The sequence below is a fragment of the Mycobacterium shimoidei genome, assembly GCF_900417275.1.
GTDB classification, from domain to species: Bacteria; Actinomycetota; Actinomycetes; order Mycobacteriales; family Mycobacteriaceae; genus Mycobacterium; species Mycobacterium shimoidei.
Window position 1 is genome coordinate 4232110 of sequence record NZ_UEGW01000001.1, and the last position, 21203, is coordinate 4253312.

A 21203-nucleotide genomic window follows, 5' to 3' on the forward strand; every position below is an offset into this window, starting at 1 on the left:
TCAGATCGGTGCGGCTCCGCGCAGATGCTCGAAGATCAACGATGTTTGGGTGCCCGCCACGTCGGCGTCGGCGTTGAGGTTCTCCACGACGAACGCGCGCAGATCCTCGGTGTCGCGTGCTGCCACGTGCAGCAGGAAATCGTCGGGACCGGCGAGGAAATAAACATCCACGACCTGCGGCTTGCAGCGGATCTTCTGGATGAAGCCGCGGATCTTGCCGCGGGCGCTGGCCTGCAGGCTCACCGAAATCATTGCCTGCAAGGGCAATCCGACCGCGGCGGGGTCGACGTCGGTGTAAAAGCCCCGGATGACACCGAGGTCCACCAGCCGCCGCAGCCGGCCGTGGCAGGTAGACGCCGCGGTGCCGATCTTCTCAGCCAACGCGCTGTTGGTGATCCGGGCGTCGGCGTGCAACAGGCTCAGTATTTTGCGATCCAGGTCGTCGAGGCCGGGTTGTCGGACGTTCTTCGGCGGACCGCCCTCGCCGGCCGGGCCATCCGTGGTCTGTACGGGCATAACTCGACGATACAGAATTATCCTCGCAGTGTTCCCGCTGTATCCGAACTTTCTTCACCATTCAAGCACACACCCGGGGGTGGGCTGATTTAGCCGGGAGCTAGCGACGCGATGATATCCGCGGCCGGGCCGGCCTTGGTCGCGGCGAATGCGGTTCCGGCCCAGAGGTTCAATGCCTGCGGATCGTCGGCTGCCGCGGCTGCTTTCCGGATCGGCGAGGTCATGTGGTTGACCTCCGGGTATCCCAGCGGTGCCACCCCGTCGAGCAGGCGGGTGAATTGGTTCGCCAAGCCGCGCGCGTAGCGCCCGGAGAACGCGCGAGTGACCAACGTCGTCGCGAACTCGGGATTGTGCAGCGCGGTGCGGTGCGCGGGCAGGGTGCCGGCTTCGTCGGCCAAAAGCAATGCGGTGCCGACCTGAGCCGCAACCGCTCCCCTGCGCAGGACGACGTCGACGTCCTCGGCGGTGCCCAGTCCGCCGGCGGCGATCAGCGGAACCTCGTGGGTGGCGCCGATCTGGTCCAACAGTTCGGGCAGCGACTGCGTGTTCGGCTCCATGTCCGGCGCAAAGGTGCCGCGGTGCCCACCGGCGCCTGGACCCTGCACCACCAGCCCGTCGGCGCCGGCGGCGACGGCCACACCGGCCTCATACGGCGACGTCACGGTGACCAACAGCACCATTCCCAGCGCCCCGAACCACCGCAGGACATCTGGAGACGGGGCACCGAACGTGAACGAGACCACCTCGGGGCGTACGTCGGCGATCACCTCGAGCTTGCGCTGCCAATTGTCGTCGTCACCGAATCGGGGCTCACCCACTTCGACGTCGTAGGCCTCGGCAAGCTCATCGAGTTGCTCCGCGTAGCGGTTCAGCTGCACGTAATCGGCAACGCTGGGCTGCGGTACGAACAGGTTGGCCCCGATCGGGCCCGTGGTCTTTGCACGTGCGGCCGCGATGTCGTCGGCGAACTGCTCAGGGCTGACGTAGCCGCCCGCGATGAAACCCATGCCGCCGGCGTTGCTGACCGCGGCCGCCAGCTCCGGCGTTCCGGGGCCGCCGGCCATCGGTGCGCCCACTACCGGAACCCCGAGATCCCAGAAGCCCAACACCATGGCGTTAGCCTACTATCGCGCGAAGTCGTTGCGGCAGTGATCGTTTGGAGTGGTTCGGGCCGAGGACCGCCACTGCATAGGGCTTACGGAGCACTCGACGGGCCACCGCGTTGACCTCATCGAGGCCGACCTGGTCAAGCTGTCGCAGGGTGTGCTCGATGCTGCGGTGTTCGCCGTAATTCAGTTCGCTGCGCCCGATCCGGTTCATCCGGGCGCCGGGGTCCTCCAGCCCGAGCACCAGCCCGCCGCGCAATGACCCCTTGGCGATGCGGCACTCTGCTTCGGTGATGCCGTCGCGAGCCACCGATTCGAGCACGTCGGTGGTCACTTGCACCACATCGGCGAAACGTTCGGGCAGGCAAGCGGCATACACCGACAACGCGCCGCTGTCGGCGAACATGTCCAGCGACGAGTAGACCGAATACGCCAACCCACGCGACTCGCGAACCTGTTGGAACAGACGGGAACTCAGGCCGCCGCCGAGCGCGGTCTGCAGCACCGAGAGCGCCCAGCGATGCTCCCAGTGCCGTCCCGGCGTCCGCACCCCCAAGGACATATGGGTTTGTTCGGCGTCGCGGCCTATCACCTTCAGCTGCGGTCGGGCGGTCGCGCGCCCGGCGCCCTTGCGCGGCGGCACCGGCCGCCGCCCGCGGACCAACCGCGGTCCGAAGTACTGTCGCACCAGCGCTACCACCTCGTCGTGGTCGACGTTGCCCGCGGCCGCGACGACCATCCGCTCGGGCGTGTAGCGGCGCACATGGAAGGAACGCAGCTGCGCACGGGTCATTGCCGAGACCGAGGCGGCGCTTCCGATCACCGGGCGTCCGAGTGGATGGTCGCCGAACAGGGCTGCCATAAACAGGTCCCCCAGCGCATCCTCGGGATCGCCGTCGCGCATCGCAATCTCCTCGAGGACGACGTCGCGTTCCAGCTCGACGTCCTCGGCGGCGCACCGCCCGTTGAGCACCACGTCGGCAACCAGGTCGACGGCAAGATCCAGATCGCTGTCGAGCACGTGCGCGTAGTAGCAGGTGTGTTCCTTGGCGGTGAAGGCGTTCAGCTCCCCGCCGACCGCGTCCACCGCCTGCGCGATCTGCACCGCCGTGCGGCTCGACGTGGACTTGAACAGCAGGTGCTCCAAAAAGTGCGCGGCACCGGCGACGGTGGCACCCTCATCGCGCGAGCCGACGGCTACCCAGACACCGACCGACGCGGAGCGGACCCCCGGCAGGTGTTCGGTGACGACGCGCAGGCCACCGGGCAAGGTGGTGCGACGGAACGCGGTCTTTTGCTGCGCGTCAGTGTCGGTGTTGCGCGGGCCACGCCGCAGGCCGCCCGCCTTAGCTACTGGCCGTCGCGGCATCGGATGGCGCGGCCCCCGAGTCGGCAGTAACCACGTCGGCGGTGTCGGAAAGTTCGTCGTCGAGCGGCACCAAGGAGATCTTGCCGCGCTTGTCGATGTCGGTGATCTCGACCCGCAGCTTGGCCCCAACCGTAACGACGTCCTCGACCTTGGCGATGCGTTTGCCCTTGCCGAGCTTGGAGATGTGCACCAACCCGTCGCGCCCGGGCAGCAGCGACACAAACGCGCCGAATTCGGTGGTCTTGACGACGGTGCCAAGGAACCGCTCGCCGACCTTGGGCAGTTGCGGGTTGGCGATCGCATTGATCCGGTCGATCGCGGCCTGCGCCGACGGGCCGTCGGTGGCCCCGACGAACACGGTGCCGTCGTCCTCGATGGAGATCTGCGCGCCGGTCTCCTCGGTGATCGCGTTGATGATCTTGCCCTTGGGACCGATCACCTCACCGATCTTGTCCACCGGCACCTTGATCGTGGTGACCCGCGGCGCGTACGGGCTCATCTCGTCGGGTCGGTCGATGGCCTCGGCCATCACCTCCAAGATGGTCAGCCGCGCGTCGCGAGCCTGCGACAGCGCGCCGGCCAGCACCTGAGACGGGATCCCGTCGAGCTTGGTGTCCAGCTGCAGTGCGGTCACGAAGTCTTTGGTTCCGGCGACCTTGAAGTCCATGTCACCGAACGCGTCTTCGGCACCGAGGATGTCGGTCAGTGTGACAAACCGCCGCTCGGTGCCACCACCCTCGACCTCGACGTCGTCGGATACCAGGCCCATCGCGATACCGGCGACCGGCGCCTTCAGTGGCACCCCGGCATTGAGCAGCGCCAGCGTCGACGCGCACACCGAACCCATCGAAGTGGAACCGTTGGAGCCCAACGCTTCTGAGACCTGACGGATCGCGTAGGGGAACTCCTCGACGCTGGGCAGCACCGGCACAAGCGCCCGCTCGGCCAGAGCGCCGTGGCCGATCTCGCGTCGCTTGGGCGAGCCGACCCGGCCGGTCTCTCCGGTGGAGAACGGCGGGAAGTTGTAGTGATGCATGTAGCGCTTGGTGGTCTCCGGCCCCAGCGAGTCGATCTGCTGGGCCATCTTGATCATGTCGAGCGTGGTCACACCGAGGATTTGCGTTTCACCGCGCTCGAACAACGCGCTGCCGTGTGCTCGCGGCACCACGGACACCTCGGCGCTCAGTGCACGGATGTCGGTGATGCCGCGCCCGTCGATGCGGAAGTGGTCAGTCAAAATGCGTTGGCGCACCAGTTTTTTGGTCAGCGCACGAAACGCGGCCGAGATTTCCTTCTCACGGCCGGCATAGGTGTCGGCGAGCCGTTCGAGCACCTCTGCCTTGATTTCGTCGGTGCGGTCGTTGCGCTCGGTCTTGCTGGCGATGGTCAGCGCCTTGGACAGCTCGTCGGTGGCCACCGAGGCCACCGAGTAGTACACGTCCTCGCCGTAGTCGGGGAACAGCGGGTATTCATCGGTGGGTTTGGCGGCCGCGTCGGCGAGCTCCTGCTGAGCGGTACACAGTGCGGCGATAAACGGTTTGGCGGCTTCCAGGCCTTGTGCCACAACAGTTTCCGTCGGAGCCTGAGCACCGCCCTCGATGAGTTCGACGACGTTCTCGGTGGCTTCGGCCTCGACCATCATGATCGCGACATCGCCGTCGACCACCCGACCGGCGACCACCATGTCGAACACGGCACGCTCGGTCTGCTCGACCGTCGGGAACGCCACCCAAGTGTCGTCGATGAGCGCGACGCGAACCCCTCCGACCGGGCCGGAGAACGGCAGCCCGCCCAGCTGGGTAGACGCCGAAGCGGCGTTGATCGCCAGCACGTCGTAGAGCTCGTTGGGGTCCAGGCTCAGGATCGTCACCACGATCTGAATCTCGTTGCGCAGGCCCTCGACGAACGACGGGCGCAGCGGGCGGTCGATGAGACGGCAGGTCAAGATGGCGTCGGTAGACGGCCGGCCTTCGCGCCGGAAGAACGACCCCGGGATGCGTCCGGCGGCGTACATGCGCTCCTCGACGTCGACCGTCAGCGGGAAGAAGTCGAAGTGCTCTTTGGGGGCTTTGCTGGCGGTGGTGGCCGACAGCAGCATGTTCTCTTCGTCGAGATACGCGACGACGGAGCCGGCGGCCTGCAGAGCCAATCGGCCGGTTTCGAAGCGGACGGTGCGGGTGCCGAAGCTCCCGTTGTCAATGATGGCGGTCGACTCGAACACGCCTGGTTCAATTTCAGCTACAGACATTGGTGCCCGTATGGCCTCTCTGGGTTTATGGCCCGGCTCCTCCTCATCGCGCTGCGCGTTCTGCATCGTCGCCGGGCGGTTTATTCAGCTGTTTCGCGTGGTCACGCATAACCCGGAGGGACTTGATCTGAATACGGCTACGGCCGTCGATCGAAGCGGCCGACCCGCCCCGAGGTGGGGAGCCCGGCAGCCACTACCGAAGACCGCCCGATGCAGATTGGCGCTCCTGTCATGACACGCTGGAACGGTGCGCGCGGTTTGCGCGGACCGCACCTGCTTGGGCCGATCTGGCCCAGAACGCTCCCACTCTACACGCCTACCTGGCGCTTTAGACCATGTCCTCCACGCAGACAGCGAATCGGCGCTCGGAATAGGCATACCCCACCCCGCTGGCACATTGATCGACGCCGACCGGATCTGTGAGATTGTGCAGGATCTGCGTGGCGCGCTGACGATGCGGCACCGATTTGTCATTGCAGTCGACGCGTACCGGGTCGCTGTTGTTCGCCGGATCCACACTCATGCACCCGCCGACCACCCAGTCGATGTCCAGGCAGGCGGTGTTGCTCGAATCGCTGAACGCGTTGCGCATCGAGTAGGACGAGTCCACATCACGCGGGCATTGGCTCCGCTCGGCGACCCTGGCCGCGACCTTGAAGTTCGACAGTCGGCTCCCGCACGCGACCTTGGTCGCCTCCGGCCGGTCGGCGGTGCCGCCGAGCTTGAGGCAATCGCCCACCTTCAGGTCGGCGGCGTTGGCCGCCGACGGCGAGCAGCCCGCTACTCCGGCCGACACGATGATGACGAGTGCCGTGGTCGCGGTCGCCAGCAACGCGCGCATCAGCGCCTGGTCAGCGGCGCAGACCCAGCCGCTCGATGAGCGAGCGGTAGCGCTCCACATCGATCTGGGCCACATATTTGAGCAACCGGCGACGACGTCCCACCAGCAGCAACAGCCCGCGCCGCGAGTGGTGGTCGTGCTTGTGCACCTTGAGGTGCTCGGTCAGGTCAGCGATCCGCCGGGTCAGTAAGGCGACCTGGGCCTCCGGCGAGCCGGTGTCGGTTTCATGCAGGCCGTAAGAGTTCAGGATTTCTTTTTTCTGCTCGGCAGTAAGCGCCACGAGACATCTCCATCAATTGGTCCGCGATCTTGGCTATATCGGGGACTGCCACCGCGAACTGCAGCGCGCGCCCGGTCGTCGGGAATTCTAGCAGCGCCCGGCGACGATACCGCCCGCGCAGCAGCTCAGGACAGCAGAGCGCGTGCCCGATCGGTGTCGCAGCCCATCTCCGCGATCAGAGCGTCCACCGAGTCGAATTTCTGCTGCCCGCGAATGCGGGCGACGAAGTCGACGGCCACGTGCTGTCCGTACAGGTCGGCGGTGGTGTCGAGCACGAAGGCCTCGACGGTGCGGGTGCGCCCGGAAAACGTCGGGTTGGTGCCCACCGACACTGCGGCCTGGTAACGCTGACCGGGGACGATATTTCCCGTCGCCGGTCCATGGCCCAGCACGGTGAACCAGGCGGCGTACACGCCGTCGGCCGGGATGGCCGAATACATCGGCGGGGCCACGTTGGCGGTGGGAAAGCCCAGCGCCTTGCCGCGCCCGTCGCCGCGGACGACCACGCCCTCGACACGGTGTGGACGGCCCAGCGCCTCGGCGGCGGCCGTCACGTCACCGGCATCCACACAGGACCGGATGTATGTCGAAGAGAACGTCACGATCTCGCTGTCGTGGTGTTCGGACACCAGCGACATCGATTCGACCGCGAACCCGAACCGCTCACCGGCCCGGCGCAAGGTGTCGACCGTGCCGACCGCCTTCTTGCCGAAGGTGAAGTTTTCCCCGACGACGACCTCCACCACGTGCAGGGTTTCCACCAGCAGTTCGTGGATGTAGCGGTCCGGGGTGAGTTTCATGAAATCGGTGGTGAACGGTATCACCAGGAAGACGTCGATACCGAGTTCCTCGACCAGCTCGGCGCGACGGGTCAGGGTCGTCAGCTGAGCCGGGTGGCTGCCGGGACGGACCACCTCCATCGGATGCGGGTCGAAGGTCATCAGCACTGCCGGCACCCCGCGTGACCGGGCCGATTTCACCGCGTGCGAGATCAGCTCCGCATGGCCACGATGCACACCGTCGAACACCCCGATTGTGAGCACGCATCGACCCCAGTCCGTGGGTATGTCGGCCTGCCCCCGCCACCGCTGCACAAGCGCAAGCTTACGGCGGGGAGGCTTAAACTTCGCGTGTGCGCTCTGACGACGAGCCCGGTGTGCTCACCCCGGTGGCCCAGGACTATTTGAAGGTCATCTGGAATGCCCAGGAGTGGTCGCTGGACAAAGTCAGCACCAAGATGTTGGCCGAGAAGCTCGGGGTGTCGGCCAGCACCGCCTCGGAGTCCATTCGCAAACTCGCCGACCAGGGTCTGGTCGACCACGAGAAGTACGGCGCGGTCACGCTGACCGAGTCGGGGCGCCGCGCGGCGCTGGCAATGGTGCGCCGGCACCGGCTTCTGGAAACCTTTCTGGTCAGCGAGCTCGGTTACAGCTGGGATGAGGTGCACGACGAGGCCGAGGTCCTCGAGCACGCGGTGTCTGATCGGCTGATCGCCCGTATCGAGGCCAAGCTGGGATTTCCGCAGCGCGACCCGCACGGCGACCCGATTCCGGCGTCCGACGGTCAGGTGCCCACCCCACCGGCGCATCAGCTGTGGGCCTGCCGCGACGGCGACGCGGGCACCGTGGCGCGGATCTCGGATGCCGATCCGGAGATGCTGCGCTACTTCGACAGCATCGGTATCAGTCTCGATTCCCGGCTGCGGGTGCTGACCCGCCGGGAATTCGCCGGGATGATCTCGGTATCGGTCGAGTCCGGCGACGGCGAGCCGACCACCGTGGATTTGGGCAGTCCTGCCGCCCGCGCGATCTGGGTAGTGGACCGCTAGTTTCCGGCGGCCAGCCGATCGCGCATCATCCGGCAAGCAGGCCCTTGGCGATATGGGTCACCTGCACTTCGTTGCTGCCGGCGTAGATCATCAGCGATTTCGCGTCGCGGGCCAGCTGCTCGACGCGGTATTCGGCCATGTAGCCGTTACCGCCGAAGAGCTGCACAGCCTCCATCGCGACGTCGGTGGCCGCCTCCGACGAGTACAGTTTGATCGCCGAGGCCTCAGCGAGCGTCGGGAGCTTGCCGGCCTGCAACTTTTCCAGCATCGAAAAGACCATGTTCTGCACGTTGATTCGGGCTATCTCCATCTTGGCCAGCTTGAGCTGGATGAGCTGGAACTGCCCGATGTTCTGCCCCCACAGCGTGCGGGTTTTGGCGTAATCGACGCACAGCCGGTGGCATTCGTTGATGATGCCGAGTGCCATCAGCGCGACACCCAACCGTTCGGCCGTGAAATTGGCGCGGGCACTTTCCCGCCCGTCGCCCAAGCTGTGCTGTTCGGTCTCACCGAGCAGCCGATCGGGAGTCAACCGCACGTTGTCGAAAAACAATTCGCCGGTCGGTGAGGACATCATGCCCATCTTCTTGAACGGCTTACCCTGCGTCAGCCCCGGCATTCCGGAATCAAGCACAAAAGGCAGCACCGGTCGGTTGCGTCGGTCGACAGAGCCGTCGTCGAGTTTGGCGTAGACGATCAGGAGGTCGGCGTAGGGACCATTGGTGATGAATGTCTTCTGGCCGTTGAGGATGTAGTTGTCACCGTCGCGTTTGACACTGGTCTTCATCCCGCCGAACGCATCCGACCCGGAGTCGGGTTCGGTGATGGCCCATGCCGCAATCTTTTCCAGCGTCACCAGATCGGGCAGCCAACGTTCCTTTTGAGCGAGTGTGCCGCGGCTCATGATCGTCGCCGCACCCAAACCGAGACTGACCCCGATGGTGCTGAGCAATCCGATGCTGACACCGGCAAGCTCGGACACCAGTACCGCCGCCATCGACGCCTGCGCAGGGATGGATCCCAGGCCGGCCGAGCCTCGGTCGCCACCTTCGTTGGCGCGCTCTAACATCGACTTGACGGCTTCGGCCGCCAGCACGTCGAGACCGAATTGGCTGAACAGCTTGCGCGCGATCGGGTACGGCGAAATCTCACCGCTTTCCAGCGCGTCCAGATGCGGCCGGATTTCTTTGGCGATGAAGTCGCGCACGGTATCCCGCATGATCAGGTCGGTGTCGGACCACTCGATCATTACTCGGTCTCCTCGTCACTGCGTCCCCACAGGGCCGCGCGGCGGTGGCTAGGACAACCTCGCCGCGATGTCATCGATCTCCCACCGGCCATCGGTCTCAATGGTTTTCACGTCGTGCCAGCCGGCGAGCTCGGAGATCGCCCCGCCCTGAACGGCAAATACCTTGCCGGTGATGGGGCACTTGTCGGTCGCCAGATAAGCGACCAGCGGCGAGATGTTGGCCGGGCTGAACAGGTCCAGCTCCCCCTCCTCGGGTTCGCTCATCAGCGACCCCATACCCGGAGTGGCCAGCGTGAGCCTGGTGCGCGCGATCGGTGCGATCGCGTTCACCCGCACGCCGTACCGCTGAAGTTCCTCGGCGGCGATCAGGGTCAGTGCGGCGATACCCGCCTTGGCGGATCCGTAATTGGCTTGCCCGGGATTCGGCAGCGTCACCCCGGACCCCGATGCGGTGTTGATCACCGCGGCGTTGGGCTGATCCCCCGCCTTCGACTGTGCCTTCCAATAGGCGGCGGCGTGGCGCAGCATCGCGAAGTGGCCCTTGAGGTGCACGGCGAGCACCGCGTCCCACTGCGATTCGTCCATCCCGGCGATGAACGAATCCCTCAGGATACCGGCGTTGTTGACCAGCACATCGAGCCTGCCGAACTCGTCGATCGCCTGCTGCACAACGCTTTCCGCAGCGCTCCAGCTGGCGATATTCTCGGTGTTGGCGACGGCGGTGCCACCGGCAGCGGTGATTTCGTCAACCACTTCATGAGCCGGGGCACTGTCGGCTCCCTCGCCGTTGTTGTCGCCGCCGAGATCATTGACGACGACCTTGGCTCCCTCCTTGGCGAACAGCAATGCGTGCTCGCGCCCGATTCCGCGGCCGGCGCCGGTGATTACGGCGACCCGCCCCTCCAAAACACCCATCCGTCTTTCCTATTCGTCAGCGATCTCGGCGAGACCATCGGTGATCACGAAGTCGTCACCGCGGATCGTCTCGAATGCGTAGCTGGTGATTCCGTTCCGGCCGTCCTTCTCCCAGACCCGGGTCTCCAAATCGTCGCCCGGCAGTACCGGCTTGGAGAAGCGCACCGCAAATCGCTTGAGCCGGTTTACATCCGAGTCGGCCAGCTCGGTGAGCACCGCCCACGAGGTGAACGCCATAGTGCACAAGCCGTGGGCGATGATCCCGGGCAGTCCGGCGTCCTTGGCGACGTCCTCGTCCAGGTGGATCGGCATCGGGTCACCGGCCGCCGGGGCATATCGGAATGTCTGGTCGGTGTCGATGTGCTGCACCACCTTGGCAGCTAATGCCTTATCGTGTAGCCGCTCGTCGAATTTGTGGTCGGGACTCAGTTCGCCGACCGTCTTGCCGACGTTCAGGCCGCGGACGAACGCGGTGACGTACTGTTCGTTGACCAGTTCGCCGTCCTCGGTGCGGCATTCCAACAGAATCGCTGCACGGGTGCCTTTTTCCAGACCTTGATATCCGATCATCTTGGCGCGCGAGACCAGTTTGTCTCCGGGGTAGATCGGCCGGCGGAAGTGGAAATCCTGCTCACCGTGCACGATTCGTGGGATTGCCTCGACCGGCATCACGTCGACGGCCGGAGTGAGCAGCGCCTCGAAGACCGGCACGATCGCGAACACCGGCGGCGCGATGCTCCCGTCGCGATGCGCCTCGATCGGATCGTTGGTGGCCGCCGCATACTCGGCCAGCCGCTCGCGGGTTACCTCGAAACGCTCGTCGTCAGTCCAGCGGTTCAGGCCGGTGTCGTCGAACTCGAGTGTTTCGGTCATGAGGTGGTAGCCAGCGTGTCGAGCTGGTCCAGCGTCTTGTCGAGCTGTTTGGCGCCGTCCTTTTCCACCGCCTTGCCCAGCGCACCTTTGATCAACGCACCTTCGAAATCACCGGACACGGTGAACTTGGAACCCTCGCCGGCGGGCTCGATGCTGAATGTGAACTGGGCCTTGACGCCGGCCATTCCGGTGCCGCTGAGTACCAGATGGGTTGGCGCATCGACTGATTCGACCGTCCACTCGATCTTGTTGGCCATCCCCAGCATTACGATCTTGGCGGTCAGCTTGGAGCCCGCAGTGAGCGTGGTGGGTGGTTCCTCCAGCCACTTCTCGTGGACGGTAAACCACGTGTCCCAGTTGGCCAGGTCGCTGACGGTCTTCCACAGCGCCTCGGGGCTGGCGTTCAGTTCCCGAGTGGCTTCGATGTGTCCCATGTTCAGCGCTCAGCTCGCTGGTAAGCCGTCACCACGGCGGCGCCGCCCAGACCGATGTTGTGCTGCAATGCGGCACTGACGCCGTCGACTTGGCGCTTGTCCGCGAGACCCCGCAACTGCCAATTGAGTTCGGCGCACTGCGCCAGGCCGGTCGCACCCAACGGATGCCCCTTGGAGATCAGACCACCGGACGGGTTCACCACCCAGCGCCCACCGTAGGTGGTGTCGCCGTTGTCGATAAGCTTGGCGGCCTCACCCTCGCCGCACAGACCCAGCGCCTCGTAGAGCAGCAGTTCGTTGGCCGAGAAGCAGTCGTGCAGCTCGATCACCTGGAAGTCCGACGGGCCGAGACCGGATTGCTGGTAGACACGTTGTGCCGCTTGCACGTTCATGTCGTATCCGATCAGCGATTTGCAGGTTCCGTCGAACGTCGACGCGAAGTCGGTCGTCATCGCCTGCCCGACGATCTCGACCGCCTGGCCGCCCAGTCCGTGTTTGTCGACGAACTTCTCACTGGCCAAGATCGCCGCCCCTGACCCGTCGGAGGTCGGCGAGCACTGCAACTTCGTCAGTGGCTCGTAGATCATCTTCGACTCGAGGATGTCCTCGAGGGTGTAGGACTCCTGGAACTGCGCATACGGGTTGTTGACCGAATGCTTGTGGTTTTTGTAGCCGATCTTGGCGAAGTGCTCAGCGGTGGTGCCGTGCTGCTTCATGTGTTCGCGACCGGCCGCGCCGAACATCCACGGCGCCGCCGGGAACCGCACCTCGGAGATCTCGGCCATCGCCATGACGTGTTTGTCCATCGGCTGGGTGCGGTCGTCATACATGGTCCCCAGCGAGCCGGGCTTCATCTTCTCGAACCCCAGCGCGATGGTGCAGTCAGCCATTCCGCCGCGAATCGCTTGGGCGGCGAGGAAAAGCGCGGTCGACCCGGTAGCGCAGTTGTTGTTGACGTTGACAATCGGAATGCCGGTCAGACCCAGTTCGTACAGAGCGCGCTGCCCCGACGTCGACTCGCCGTAGACGTAGCCGACATAGCCTTGTTCGACCTCGGTGTAGTCGATGCCGGCGTCCTCGAGGGCTTTGGTGCCGGACTCTCGCGCCATGTCGGGGTAATCCCAACCTTCCCGGCGGCCGGGTTTCTCGAATTTCGTCATTCCGACACCGACGACGTAAACCTTGTTCGACATCGCACTCCTTCCCACTGGGCAAAAACATACACACCAGACTGTATCTTTGCAATGGCGCTGAAGCGGCCGTCGGCGGGTCGCCGTTGTGGGCGGAATCAGTCGTGCGACAGGGCCGGCACCACGCCGGTCATGATGTCGCGCAGATGCTCGCAGGCACGGTCCCATCGGCGCCGGGCCCGCGCCGAATCCTGGTCGACGAAGCTCGCCACCAGGATCCCCCGCAGGGCGTCCATCGCGGTGTAGATGCTGTTGCGGATCTCCTTTTGCGCCGCCTGCTCCGGGATCAACTGCGCGATCGCGGCCACCAGTGTCGAGTTGACCACCGGTTCCACCCGTTCGATTTCGCGCGCGAGGACCGGGTCGGTGCGAGCCGCGACCCACAGTTCCACGGACGCCACAAACAGTGGCCCTTGGTGGGCCTCCCACAGAAATTCCAGCACGGTGGCCACCGGATCCGGGCTGGCTTGGACGCGGCCGAGCTCACGGACGGCGGCCTGGGCGCGTTGTTGGGCCAGGTGCTCGATGGCGGCGACGACCAGGTCTTCTTTGGACCGGAAATGGTGGATTTGGGCGCCGCGGGTGACGCCGGCCCGCTCCGCAACCCGCGGTGTCGTGGTTCCGGCGTAACCGTAGGTGACCAGGCAGTCGATCGTGGCGTCGAGCAACCGCGCTCGCATCGCGGCGCTGCGCTCGGCCTGGGTGCGTCGAGCCTTTTGTGGGTCGACGCCGGTGGTCATCGTGGTCCCCTTTCGCCCGTGCCGAGAATCGAGCCAACGATACCCGGAAAGCGCGACTTAAATGCAGCCGTGATTGTATCTAAATTTCTCTCCGATACGCACTCAAGACGTCCGGATCGGGGTCGATCCCCAAGCCCGGCCCCCGAGGGACCGAAATCCAGCCACTGTTCGAGGTGAGGGCAGCGCCGTAAATGGACGCTTCCAGATCGAACCAGCGCCGCTCGATCATGGCGTCAGGGCCACCCAGCGCCGCGGTGGTATGAACCGCCGCCAGCAAGCCCGGGCCGTCGTAGAAGGAGTGCGTCATGACCGGAATGTTGTGTGTGGCTGCCAGCGGAAAAACCTTGCTCAATTCGGTAACGCCACCCATCTTGGCCGGGCTCGGCTGTACGTAGTCCACGGCTTGGACGGTGAGCATGCGCTCGAATTCGATTAAGGTAGAAACGTTTTCGCCGGAGGCGATCGGAATACCGGTCATTCTTCGTAGCTCGGCCAACCCATTGAAATTCTCGGGCGGCCAGAGTGGTTCTTCGAGGAATTTCAGCCCGACGGCCTTGAGCTCGTCGGCGGCGGCAAGCGCTTGCGCCAACGTCCAGGGACAGCCGACGTCGGCGATCAGCTCGACGTCGGGACCGGCTTCCGCGCGCGCTGCCCGGATCGCCGCCAAGTCCGCCTCGTGCAACTTGATCGCTTGAAAGCCGGCATCCAGGGTTTGTCGGACCACAGCGCGGACCAGGGTTGGCTCGGAGTAGCAGGCCAAGCTCGCGTAGCAAGGCAACTCGGGCGCTCCGCCGCCAAGAAGCTGACACAGCGGCGCGTTGGCAAGCTTTCCGGCGATATCCCACAGCGCGATGTCCACCGCCGACAGCCCGTAGGTCACCGGCCCTCCACGGCCTAAGACATGCAGCTTCTTCTGCACCTTGAGCATCAGCGGGCCGATGCAGGTGGCGTCCTGGCCGACGCACACCGGCGCGATCAGTTCGTCGACGGCGAGCCTGGCCGAATCGACTGCGCCGTAACCGAAGGCTTCACCCCAGCCTTCGACTCCGTCGCTGGTAGTCACCTTGACGAGCAGTGAGTCCGCGGCAGATAGCTTGTCGCCCCAAAGAGCCGCGCCCGGCGTGCTGCCTGCACGGAAGGGGATGCGCAGCGGTACGGTCTCGATCTTCGCGATGACGGTGGTTGTCATCACGTAATCATGCGGCAGCCGGTGCTACAACGTGGCCGGCCGGATCACAACCACTGATTTCGTCCGCGCGCCGTCGTCGCGCAGCAGCGCGATCACCCGGTCGTCAGATGTGGCGGCGGCGTAGACGCCGTCGATACCGGCCGGGGCCAGCGGCCGACCGTTGGCGGCCGCGTCGGCCTCCTCGGGCGTTAAGTCCCGGCGCGGGAAGAGCAACAGGCACGCTTGGTCGAGATCCAGGCTCAGCTTCGGATTCTCGGCGATTTCCTCGAGCGGGCGCGCCTGCTCGAGCCCGAACGGCCCTACCCTCGTGCGCCGCAGCGCGATGAGGTGCCCGCCGACGCCGAGCGAATTGCCGAGATCACGGGCCAACGCGCGGATATAGGTGCCCGACGAACAGTCGATTTCCGCATCGACGTCGACCAGGTCCCTGTGACGGCGGACGGCCAGCATCTCGAATCGGTCGATTCGCACCGGCCGGGCGGCCAGCTCGACGCTGTGGCCCTCGCGGGCGAGCCGGTACGCCCGGCGGCCGCCGACCTTGACGGAGCTGACCGGCGGCGGCACCTGCATGATGTCGCCGCGGAACGCGGCGATGGCGGTGGCGATCGCGTCATCGGTCAGATGGGCTGCGGGAACATGTTGCAGCACTTCGCCTTCGGCGTCATCGGTGGAGGTGGATTGTCCCAGCCGGATTGTTGCGGCGTATGACTTCGCGGCACCCGTCAGCAGACCGAGGATCTTGGTGGCGCGGTCGATCCCGACCACCAGCACCCCGGTCGCCATCGGGTCCAATGTCCCGGCGTGCCCGACCCTGCGGGTGGCGAAGATCCGTCGGCAACGGGCGACCACGTCGTGGCTGGTCATCCCGGCCGGCTTGTCGGCGACGACAAGGCCTGCGGTCATAGGACGATCGCCGTGAGCACCAGGTCGTTTCGCACCGACCACCGTCCCCGCAGCGCAGTCAGCGGTGGTCCGGACAGCGTTGCGCCGTCGACCAGGATCTTGGAGACAAACTCGCCCTCGTTGCCCAAGCCACCGACGTCGAACACGATGTGGGCGTCCTCGAAGCCCAGCCAGCGACGGGTCAGCGGAAACCACGCCTTGTACGTCGCTTCCTTGGCGCAGAACAAGATTCGATCCCAGTGGATACCCTCCGGGAGCAACTCGAGTTCTCGGCGTTCCTCCGGCAGGCTGACCGCATCGAGCACACCGTGCGGCAGCACGTCGTGCGGTTCGGCATCGACGCCGACGGATCGCAACGCGGTACCGCGGCCCACCACGGCGCCGCGATAGCCCGCGCAGTGCGTGAGGCTACCCACCACACCGTCGGGCCAACACGGCTCGCCCTTTTCGCCCTTGAGGATCGGTACCGCCGGAAATCCGAGTTCGCCGAGCGCCAGGCGAGCACAGTGCCGAACGGTGATGAATTCCTGGCGCCGCTTGGCCACCGAGCGGGCGATCAACGGCTCTTCTTCGGGCAGCGCCCTCAGACCGGGTGGGTCGGAGTACACCTCGGCGGATGCCAGATTGTCCGGCTTGTCGGGCAGCACCGACGAGATGAGCAACCCGCCCGTCATCGGAGCTGCCGCAACCGTTCCCGGAATTGCTCTGCCTGCTGGCGCATCTCGGGCGTGATCACGAAATGACCACCGAAATCATTGAGGTAGCCGGGCGCATACTCCGGATCGGGCAGTACCTGACGCAGCCAGCTGTAGGGCTTGCGGCGCCGCCATTCCCGCGGGTAGCCCACCGACACCTCTTCGAAGCGCACGCCGTCATACCACGTCGTGCGAGGAATGTGCAGATGGCCGTACACCGAGCAGACAGCGTTGTAGCGGGTGTGCCAGTCGGCGGTCTCGGTGGTTCCGCACCACAGTGAGAATTCCGGGTAGAACAGCGATTCGCACGGATCGCGGACCAGCGGGAAGTGGTTGACCAGCACGGTGGGCGTCATCCAGTCCAGGTCTTCCAGCCGTTTGCGGGTGGCGGCAAGCCGGTCGCGGCACCATGCGTCCCGAGTGCCGTACGGCTCGGCCGACAGCAGGAACTCGTCGGTGGCCACCACGTTGCGTTCCCGCGCGATGGCCAGCCCCTCGGCCTTGGTGGTCGCCCCCTCCGGCAGGAATGTGTAGTCGTAGAGCACAAACATCGGCACGATCGTGGCCGGGCCGCCCCGTTCGGTCCACACCGGGAACGGATGCTCAGGGGTGACGATGCCCATCTCGTCGCACATGTTGACCAGGTAGTCGTAGCGGGCACGGCCGAAGATTTGCATCGGGTCCTTGTTGGTCGTCCACAGCTCGTGATTGCCCGGCACCCAGATCACCTTGGCGAACCGTCGTCGCAGCAGATCCAGCGCCCAGCGGATCTCATCTGTGCGTTCGGCGATGTCGCCGGCGACGATCAGCCAGTCGTCCGGTGAGGACGGATGCAGTGATTCGGTGACCGGCTTGTTGCCGAGATGGCCGGTGTGCAGGTCAGAAACCGCCCACAGCGTCGGCTGTCCTGCACCTTCCCGAGTTGCCACGACTCACCAGCGTAGTGGCGATCGCCAGCGCGGCGGAGCCGGGCGCCGCGGGTCGCCACGCATGGGCCACGAGCCAACCCGGTGTGAATTGGAACAGGTTCTCGTTAGACTCCCCGCCATGGCCGGAAAGTGGGTCGCGAAGATGCGACTGACCGCCGCGCTGGGCGCGCTGGCGACGGCGGTGGTGGTGGTGCTGCTGACCGCGCCGCCGACCGGCACCGGCGGCACAGCCGTGCAGTTGCGGTCCACCGGCGTGCCGCTGGAGACGCCCAGCACCATGAAGAGCCCGATCATCGCGACCACCGACCCGAGCCCGTTCGACCCGTGCAACGACATCCCGTTCGACGTCGTGCAGCGGTTGGGCCTGGCGTTCAGCCCACCCCAGCCCCAGGAGGGGCTGCGCTGCCAATACGACGCGGGCAACTACCAGCTGGCGATCGAACCCATCGTCTGGCGTACCTACGAAAAGACGTTGCCCGCCGACGCGCTCGAGACGACGATCAACGGACACCGCGCCGCGCAGTACTGGGTGTTGAAGCCGACCTACCACAACAGCCACTGGTGGGTTTCCTGCATGGTGGCCTTCAAGACAAGCTACGGGCTGATCCAACAGGCGCTGTTCTACTCGACGGTCTATTCCAATCCCGATGTCGACTGCCCAGCCACCAACCTGCAACGCGCGAACGAACTTTCGCCGTACTACGTCTTTTAGTCCTCTACAGTGACAACCACATCTGCCCGGCCTGTGCGGTCGTCGTTGCGCAGTCTCACCCGGCATTTGAGCAGCCGTGTCCTCGACCGAGTGCTGCGTCTGCCGGCGCCCACGGCCACTTACACCGTGAGCCGGGTCCACATCCCGATGCGCGACGGCGTCGAGCTGCTGGCCGACCACTACGCCCCGGACACCGAACCTGTCGGGACATTGCTGGTTCGCGGCCCCTACGGCCGCGGCTTTCCGTTCTCGCTGATATTCGGCGCGCTCTACGCCGCGCGCGGCTACCACGTCGTCGTCCAAAGTGTCCGCGGGACGTTCGGGTCTGCCGGCACGTTCGTGCCGATGGTTCATGAGGTCGACGACGGCGCGGACACCGTCGCGTGGCTGCGTCGGCAGCCCTGGTTCACCGGCCGGTTCGCCATGATCGGGCTGTCCTACCTCGGGTTCACCCAGTGGGCGATCCTGCAGGACCCACCGCCGGAGTTGGCCGCGGCCGTGATCACCGTCGGGCCGCACGATCTGAGCGCGTCGTCGTGGGGCACCGGCTCGTTCACCCTCAACGACTTTTTGGGCTGGAGTTATCTGGTCGCCCGCCAGGAGGAACCCGGGCGGATCCGGGCCGGACTGCGTCAATTGCGCGCCCAACGAAACGTGATCCGGGCGGCCGGCGAGTTGCCCCTGGGCGCCGCGGGCCGCGCGCTGCTGGGCGACGGCGCGCCGTGGTATGAGTCCTGGCTCGAGCACCCGGACCGCGCCGACCCGTTCTGGGAGCGGCTGCGATGCCGCGACGCGCTGGACCGGGTGCAGGTCCCGGTGCTGCTCATCGGGGGCTGGCAGGACCTGTTCCTGCGGCAGACGCTCGAGCAATACCGCCATCTTCGTGACCGGGCCGTCGACGTAGCGCTGACCATCGGCCCGTGGACGCACACCCAAATGCTCACCAAGGGGTTGAGCACCGTCACCCAGGAATCGCTGGCCTGGCTTGATGCCCACCTGGGCGGCGCGTCGGGAATCCGACGCGACCCCGGCGCACGGATCTTCATCAACGGCGACGGTTGGCGCGAGCTGCCCGACTGGCCACCGCCCACGCACGCCCACGTGCTGTACCTGCAGCCCGGCGGCGGGCTGGCCCACACCCCGCCATCGGCCGCCGCGCCGGCGAGCTTCCGGTTCGATCCCGCAAACCCGACACCGACGATCGGCGGGCCGCTGTTGTCGCCGGACAGCGGTTACCGCAACGACAGCCGGCTGGCCCGGCGCGACGACGTGCTGACCTTCACCGGCGACGTGCTCACCGAGGATCTGTGCGTGCACGGCAACCCGGTGATCGAGTTGGCGCACACGTCGGACAATCCGTACGTCGACGTGTTCGTCCGGGTGAGCCAGGTTGATGCGCGGGGACGCTCGGTCAACGTCAGCGAAGGCTACCGGCGGCTGCGGCATGCGCCGCAGAACATCAGCATCGAACTCGACGCCATCGCGCACCGGTTCCGCGCCGGGTCGCGCATCCGAGTTTTCATCGCCGGCGGCTGGCATCCGCGCTACGCGCGCAACCTGGGCACCGACGAGCCGCCGGTGAGCGGCACGCAGCTGAAGCCGGCCACCCACACCGTGCACTTCGGAACCTCGCGGCTGCTGCTTCCGGTCCAGGCGGACTAGCCCGTGGACATCTTCGACGAGTGGCGGGCCGGCGGGACCGAAATCCGTTGGCGCTCAACGACTGAAGCCAACAATGGGGCCGAAGTCGCGGTTTTCACCCGGCGATGCGGCACACCCGGGGCGCCCGGGCTGGTCTGCGTGCACGGCTTCCCGACATCCAGCATCGACTATTTCGCGCTGACCCGCGAACTCGCCGACGAGTTCGACATCTTCATGTTGGACTTTCCCGGGTATGGGCTCTCCGACAAGCCACCGGCGCCGTACAGGTATTCGCTGTACGACGACGCGCGGCTGCTGATCCACGCGATCACGAACGTGTGGAGTCTCGAGCGGTACACCATGCTCACCCATGACCGGGGCAGCAGCATCGGCATGATCGCACTGGACCTGCTCGCGCAAGCGGCCGCGCCGGCTCAGCTGGTCTTGACCAACGGCAATGTCTATCTCCCGCTGTCCAACCTCACCGCCTTTCAGAAGGCACTGCTGGATCCCGCCACCGCACGCGACACGGCGAGGGCAACCACACCGGACATGTTGGCTGCCGGGATGGGCGCGACGACCTTCATGCCGCGGCGCATACTCGCTGATCCCGAGATCGCTGCGCTGGCAAAATGTTTCGCGCACAACGACGGAACCTCGGTGCTGCCGGACACGATTCAGTACCTCCACGAGCGTGCTGCCGACGAGATGAATTGGCTGGCAGCGCTTTCCCGCAACGCCGTCGATACGAGTCTGGTGTGGGGCCTGCACGACAACGTGGCCCCTGTCCGGGTCGCCAACTACGTGTGGCAGTCCGTGCTCAAGGACAAGCCCGGAGTCAACCGGTACTGGATTGTGCCGAGCGCCGACCACTATGTGCAATGTGATGCCGCGCCGCAACTGGCGCAGATCATTCGACTCACCGTCAGCGGTGAGGCGATTGGGCTTCAGACACTGGGTGACCAGCCCGACGGCGCGGTGCTGGCCGATCAGACGTCAGCCGACGGCGCTGCGCACCCGGGTGGCGACTCGACGTAACGCCGCCTCGTCGTACACGGGCACGCCCAGCGTCGGTGTCACCGGCAGCTGCACCCAGCTGGCGCAGCCCGCATAGTCGGGCGTGCGGGCAATCTGGACTGGCTCGACCAGCGGCGCGGCCTGCACGACGAGTACCGCCAGCCGATGCTTCGGCCGAAAGTCCAGCCGGTCTTTGCGGACCGAATCGGTGGTCCAGATGTGCAGGTCTTCAATCTGCTCGAGGTTGTCCGGACGGTTGACTTCCAGCGCCGCAACGACTTTCGCGGCTGCCCGGAGGGTCACCTGATCCTCGGTACTGTCCGCGGCCGCGGCCGCCACTAGATCTCGGTGGCTGGGCCGCACCCGCTCGGCGTGGCTGTGGGCGACTGTCGGGAACAACACAAACTCGCGGGCTGCGACATGGAACCGCTTCTCGTGAATCCCGCCTTTGCGCAACAACACGGTCTGGCGGCCATCCAACAACGCGTGTACGACCGCGCTCCACTCCTTGAGCGCGGTGGCGCTCAT

General features: G+C 65.8%; 22 protein-coding genes. 4 read left to right on the top strand and 18 right to left on the bottom strand.

Translation table 11 applies throughout. The features are described 5' to 3' along the window. From aldR to MSP7336_RS20445, 7 genes are all read right to left on the bottom strand, one after another. Positions 1-516, bottom strand: coding sequence for an HTH-type transcriptional regulator AldR (gene aldR, locus MSP7336_RS20415; RefSeq protein ID WP_113964448.1), 516 nt, complete (start codon positions 514-516; stop codon positions 1-3). An 89-nt stretch (positions 517-605) separates the two neighbouring features. Next, a complete protein-coding gene (locus MSP7336_RS20420; protein ID WP_069398058.1) occupies positions 606-1628 on the bottom strand; it encodes a nitronate monooxygenase in 1023 nt (340 codons plus the stop codon). 4 nt (positions 1629-1632) lie between these two features. Beyond that, entirely contained in the window at positions 1633-2991 is a 1359-nt protein-coding gene (locus MSP7336_RS20425) for a M16 family metallopeptidase (protein ID WP_113964449.1), read from the bottom strand. Beyond that, positions 2969-5239 (bottom strand): polyribonucleotide nucleotidyltransferase, encoded by a 2271-nt coding sequence (locus MSP7336_RS20430; RefSeq protein ID WP_181786866.1) that lies wholly within the window; start codon positions 5237-5239, stop codon positions 2969-2971. The genes MSP7336_RS20425 and MSP7336_RS20430 overlap by 23 nt, the downstream gene beginning before the upstream one ends. 328 nt (positions 5240-5567) lie before the next feature. After that, positions 5568-6080 (bottom strand): LppU family putative lipoprotein, encoded by a 513-nt coding sequence (lppU, locus tag MSP7336_RS20435; RefSeq protein WP_069398056.1) that lies wholly within the window; start codon positions 6078-6080, stop codon positions 5568-5570. Positions 6081-6090: 10 nt separating this feature from the next. Beyond that, positions 6091-6360, bottom strand: a complete 270-nt coding sequence (gene rpsO, locus MSP7336_RS20440) for a 30S ribosomal protein S15 (RefSeq protein ID WP_069398055.1) — start codon at positions 6358-6360, stop codon at positions 6091-6093. A 125-nt stretch (positions 6361-6485) separates the two neighbouring features. After that, positions 6486-7454 (bottom strand): bifunctional riboflavin kinase/FAD synthetase, encoded by a 969-nt coding sequence (locus MSP7336_RS20445; RefSeq protein ID WP_069398054.1) that lies wholly within the window; start codon positions 7452-7454, stop codon positions 6486-6488. 38 nt (positions 7455-7492) lie between these two features. Here MSP7336_RS20445 and mntR point away from each other — a divergent pair, with 38 nt between their 5' ends. Next, the gene (gene mntR, locus MSP7336_RS20450; protein ID WP_069398053.1) at positions 7493-8188 is read left to right on the top strand and encodes a manganese-binding transcriptional regulator MntR; all 696 of its coding nucleotides are present in this window, start codon (positions 7493-7495) and stop codon (positions 8186-8188) included. Between the two features lie 25 nt (positions 8189-8213). On the opposite strand, the gene MSP7336_RS20455 is transcribed toward mntR, so the two are convergent. The 10 genes from MSP7336_RS20455 to MSP7336_RS20500 form a co-directional block, all read right to left on the bottom strand. Beyond that, the gene (locus tag MSP7336_RS20455; RefSeq protein WP_113964450.1) at positions 8214-9437 is read right to left on the bottom strand and encodes an acyl-CoA dehydrogenase family protein; all 1224 of its coding nucleotides are present in this window, start codon (positions 9435-9437) and stop codon (positions 8214-8216) included. A gap of 48 nt (positions 9438-9485) precedes the next feature. Continuing rightward, positions 9486-10352 (bottom strand): SDR family oxidoreductase, encoded by an 867-nt coding sequence (locus MSP7336_RS20460; protein WP_181786868.1) that lies wholly within the window; start codon positions 10350-10352, stop codon positions 9486-9488. A gap of 9 nt (positions 10353-10361) precedes the next feature. After that, a complete protein-coding gene (locus tag MSP7336_RS20465) occupies positions 10362-11225 on the bottom strand; it encodes a MaoC/PaaZ C-terminal domain-containing protein (protein WP_113964451.1) in 864 nt (287 codons plus the stop codon). Then, positions 11222-11659 (bottom strand): type II toxin-antitoxin system Rv0910 family toxin, encoded by a 438-nt coding sequence (locus MSP7336_RS20470; protein WP_069398049.1) that lies wholly within the window; start codon positions 11657-11659, stop codon positions 11222-11224. Before MSP7336_RS20470 ends, MSP7336_RS20465 begins: the two co-directional genes overlap by 4 nt. 2 nt (positions 11660-11661) lie before the next feature. Then, on the bottom strand, positions 11662-12852 hold the full coding sequence (locus tag MSP7336_RS20475; protein WP_113964452.1) for a lipid-transfer protein: 1191 nt from the start codon (positions 12850-12852) through the stop codon (positions 11662-11664). A 95-nt stretch (positions 12853-12947) separates the two neighbouring features. Further along, complete coding sequence (locus MSP7336_RS20480; RefSeq protein ID WP_069398047.1) at positions 12948-13589, bottom strand: TetR/AcrR family transcriptional regulator; 642 nt, start codon at positions 13587-13589, stop codon at positions 12948-12950. A gap of 79 nt (positions 13590-13668) precedes the next feature. Further along, complete coding sequence (locus tag MSP7336_RS20485; RefSeq protein WP_069398046.1) at positions 13669-14778, bottom strand: mandelate racemase/muconate lactonizing enzyme family protein; 1110 nt, start codon at positions 14776-14778, stop codon at positions 13669-13671. A 24-nt stretch (positions 14779-14802) separates the two neighbouring features. Next, entirely contained in the window at positions 14803-15681 is an 879-nt protein-coding gene (truB, locus tag MSP7336_RS20490; RefSeq protein WP_113964453.1) for a tRNA pseudouridine(55) synthase TruB, read from the bottom strand. Further along, positions 15678-16355, bottom strand: coding sequence for a 4'-phosphopantetheinyl transferase PptT (gene pptT, locus MSP7336_RS20495; RefSeq protein ID WP_113964454.1), 678 nt, complete (start codon positions 16353-16355; stop codon positions 15678-15680). The genes truB and pptT overlap by 4 nt, the downstream gene beginning before the upstream one ends. Beyond that, positions 16352-17305, bottom strand: coding sequence for a metallophosphoesterase family protein (locus tag MSP7336_RS20500; RefSeq protein WP_113964455.1), 954 nt, complete (start codon positions 17303-17305; stop codon positions 16352-16354). The genes pptT and MSP7336_RS20500 overlap by 4 nt, the downstream gene beginning before the upstream one ends. Positions 17306-17423: 118 nt before the next feature. Between MSP7336_RS20500 and MSP7336_RS20505 the strand changes: the two genes are divergently transcribed. Genes MSP7336_RS20505 through MSP7336_RS20515 form a run of 3 tightly spaced genes read left to right on the top strand, consistent with a single transcriptional unit; the run spans position 17424 to position 20696 of the window. Beyond that, entirely contained in the window at positions 17424-18017 is a 594-nt protein-coding gene (locus tag MSP7336_RS20505) for a DUF3558 domain-containing protein (RefSeq protein WP_069398042.1), read from the top strand. Between the two features lie 9 nt (positions 18018-18026). Next, positions 18027-19679, top strand: a complete 1653-nt coding sequence (locus MSP7336_RS20510; protein ID WP_113964456.1) for a CocE/NonD family hydrolase — start codon at positions 18027-18029, stop codon at positions 19677-19679. Positions 19680-19682: 3 nt separating this feature from the next. Continuing rightward, a complete protein-coding gene (locus MSP7336_RS20515) occupies positions 19683-20696 on the top strand; it encodes an alpha/beta fold hydrolase (RefSeq protein WP_113964457.1) in 1014 nt (337 codons plus the stop codon). On the opposite strand, the gene MSP7336_RS20520 is transcribed toward MSP7336_RS20515, so the two are convergent. Then, positions 20655-21203 carry a DUF1802 family protein gene (locus MSP7336_RS20520; RefSeq protein WP_113964458.1) on the bottom strand — a complete coding sequence of 183 codons (549 nt, stop codon included), beginning with the start codon at positions 21201-21203 and terminating at the stop codon, positions 20655-20657. The genes MSP7336_RS20515 and MSP7336_RS20520 overlap by 42 nt on opposite strands.

Coding starts and splice junctions, on each gene's coding strand:
- MSP7336_RS20485 (WP_069398046.1), bottom strand. CDS start 14,778: ATGACAACCACCGTCATCGCGAAGATCGAGACCGTACCGCTGCGCATC.
- lppU (WP_069398056.1), bottom strand. CDS start 6,080: ATGCGCGCGTTGCTGGCGACCGCGACCACGGCACTCGTCATCATCGTG.
- MSP7336_RS20460 (WP_181786868.1), bottom strand. CDS start 10,352: ATGGGTGTTTTGGAGGGGCGGGTCGCCGTAATCACCGGCGCCGGCCGC.
- MSP7336_RS20465 (WP_113964451.1), bottom strand. CDS start 11,225: ATGACCGAAACACTCGAGTTCGACGACACCGGCCTGAACCGCTGGACT.
- MSP7336_RS20480 (WP_069398047.1), bottom strand. CDS start 13,589: ATGACCACCGGCGTCGACCCACAAAAGGCTCGACGCACCCAGGCCGAG.
- truB (WP_113964453.1), bottom strand. CDS start 15,681: ATGACCGCAGGCCTTGTCGTCGCCGACAAGCCGGCCGGGATGACCAGC.
- MSP7336_RS20425 (WP_113964449.1), bottom strand. CDS start 2,991: ATGCCGCGACGGCCAGTAGCTAAGGCGGGCGGCCTGCGGCGTGGCCCG.
- MSP7336_RS20470 (WP_069398049.1), bottom strand. CDS start 11,659: ATGGGACACATCGAAGCCACTCGGGAACTGAACGCCAGCCCCGAGGCG.
- MSP7336_RS20505 (WP_069398042.1), top strand. CDS start 17,424: ATGGCCGGAAAGTGGGTCGCGAAGATGCGACTGACCGCCGCGCTGGGC.
- MSP7336_RS20455 (WP_113964450.1), bottom strand. CDS start 9,437: ATGATCGAGTGGTCCGACACCGACCTGATCATGCGGGATACCGTGCGC.
- MSP7336_RS20430 (WP_181786866.1), bottom strand. CDS start 5,239: ATGTCTGTAGCTGAAATTGAACCAGGCGTGTTCGAGTCGACCGCCATC.
- aldR (WP_113964448.1), bottom strand. CDS start 516: ATGCCCGTACAGACCACGGATGGCCCGGCCGGCGAGGGCGGTCCGCCG.
- MSP7336_RS20520 (WP_113964458.1), bottom strand. CDS start 21,203: ATGAGCGCCACCGCGCTCAAGGAGTGGAGCGCGGTCGTACACGCGTTG.
- MSP7336_RS20475 (WP_113964452.1), bottom strand. CDS start 12,852: ATGTCGAACAAGGTTTACGTCGTCGGTGTCGGAATGACGAAATTCGAG.
- pptT (WP_113964454.1), bottom strand. CDS start 16,355: ATGACGGGCGGGTTGCTCATCTCGTCGGTGCTGCCCGACAAGCCGGAC.
- MSP7336_RS20420 (WP_069398058.1), bottom strand. CDS start 1,628: ATGGTGTTGGGCTTCTGGGATCTCGGGGTTCCGGTAGTGGGCGCACCG.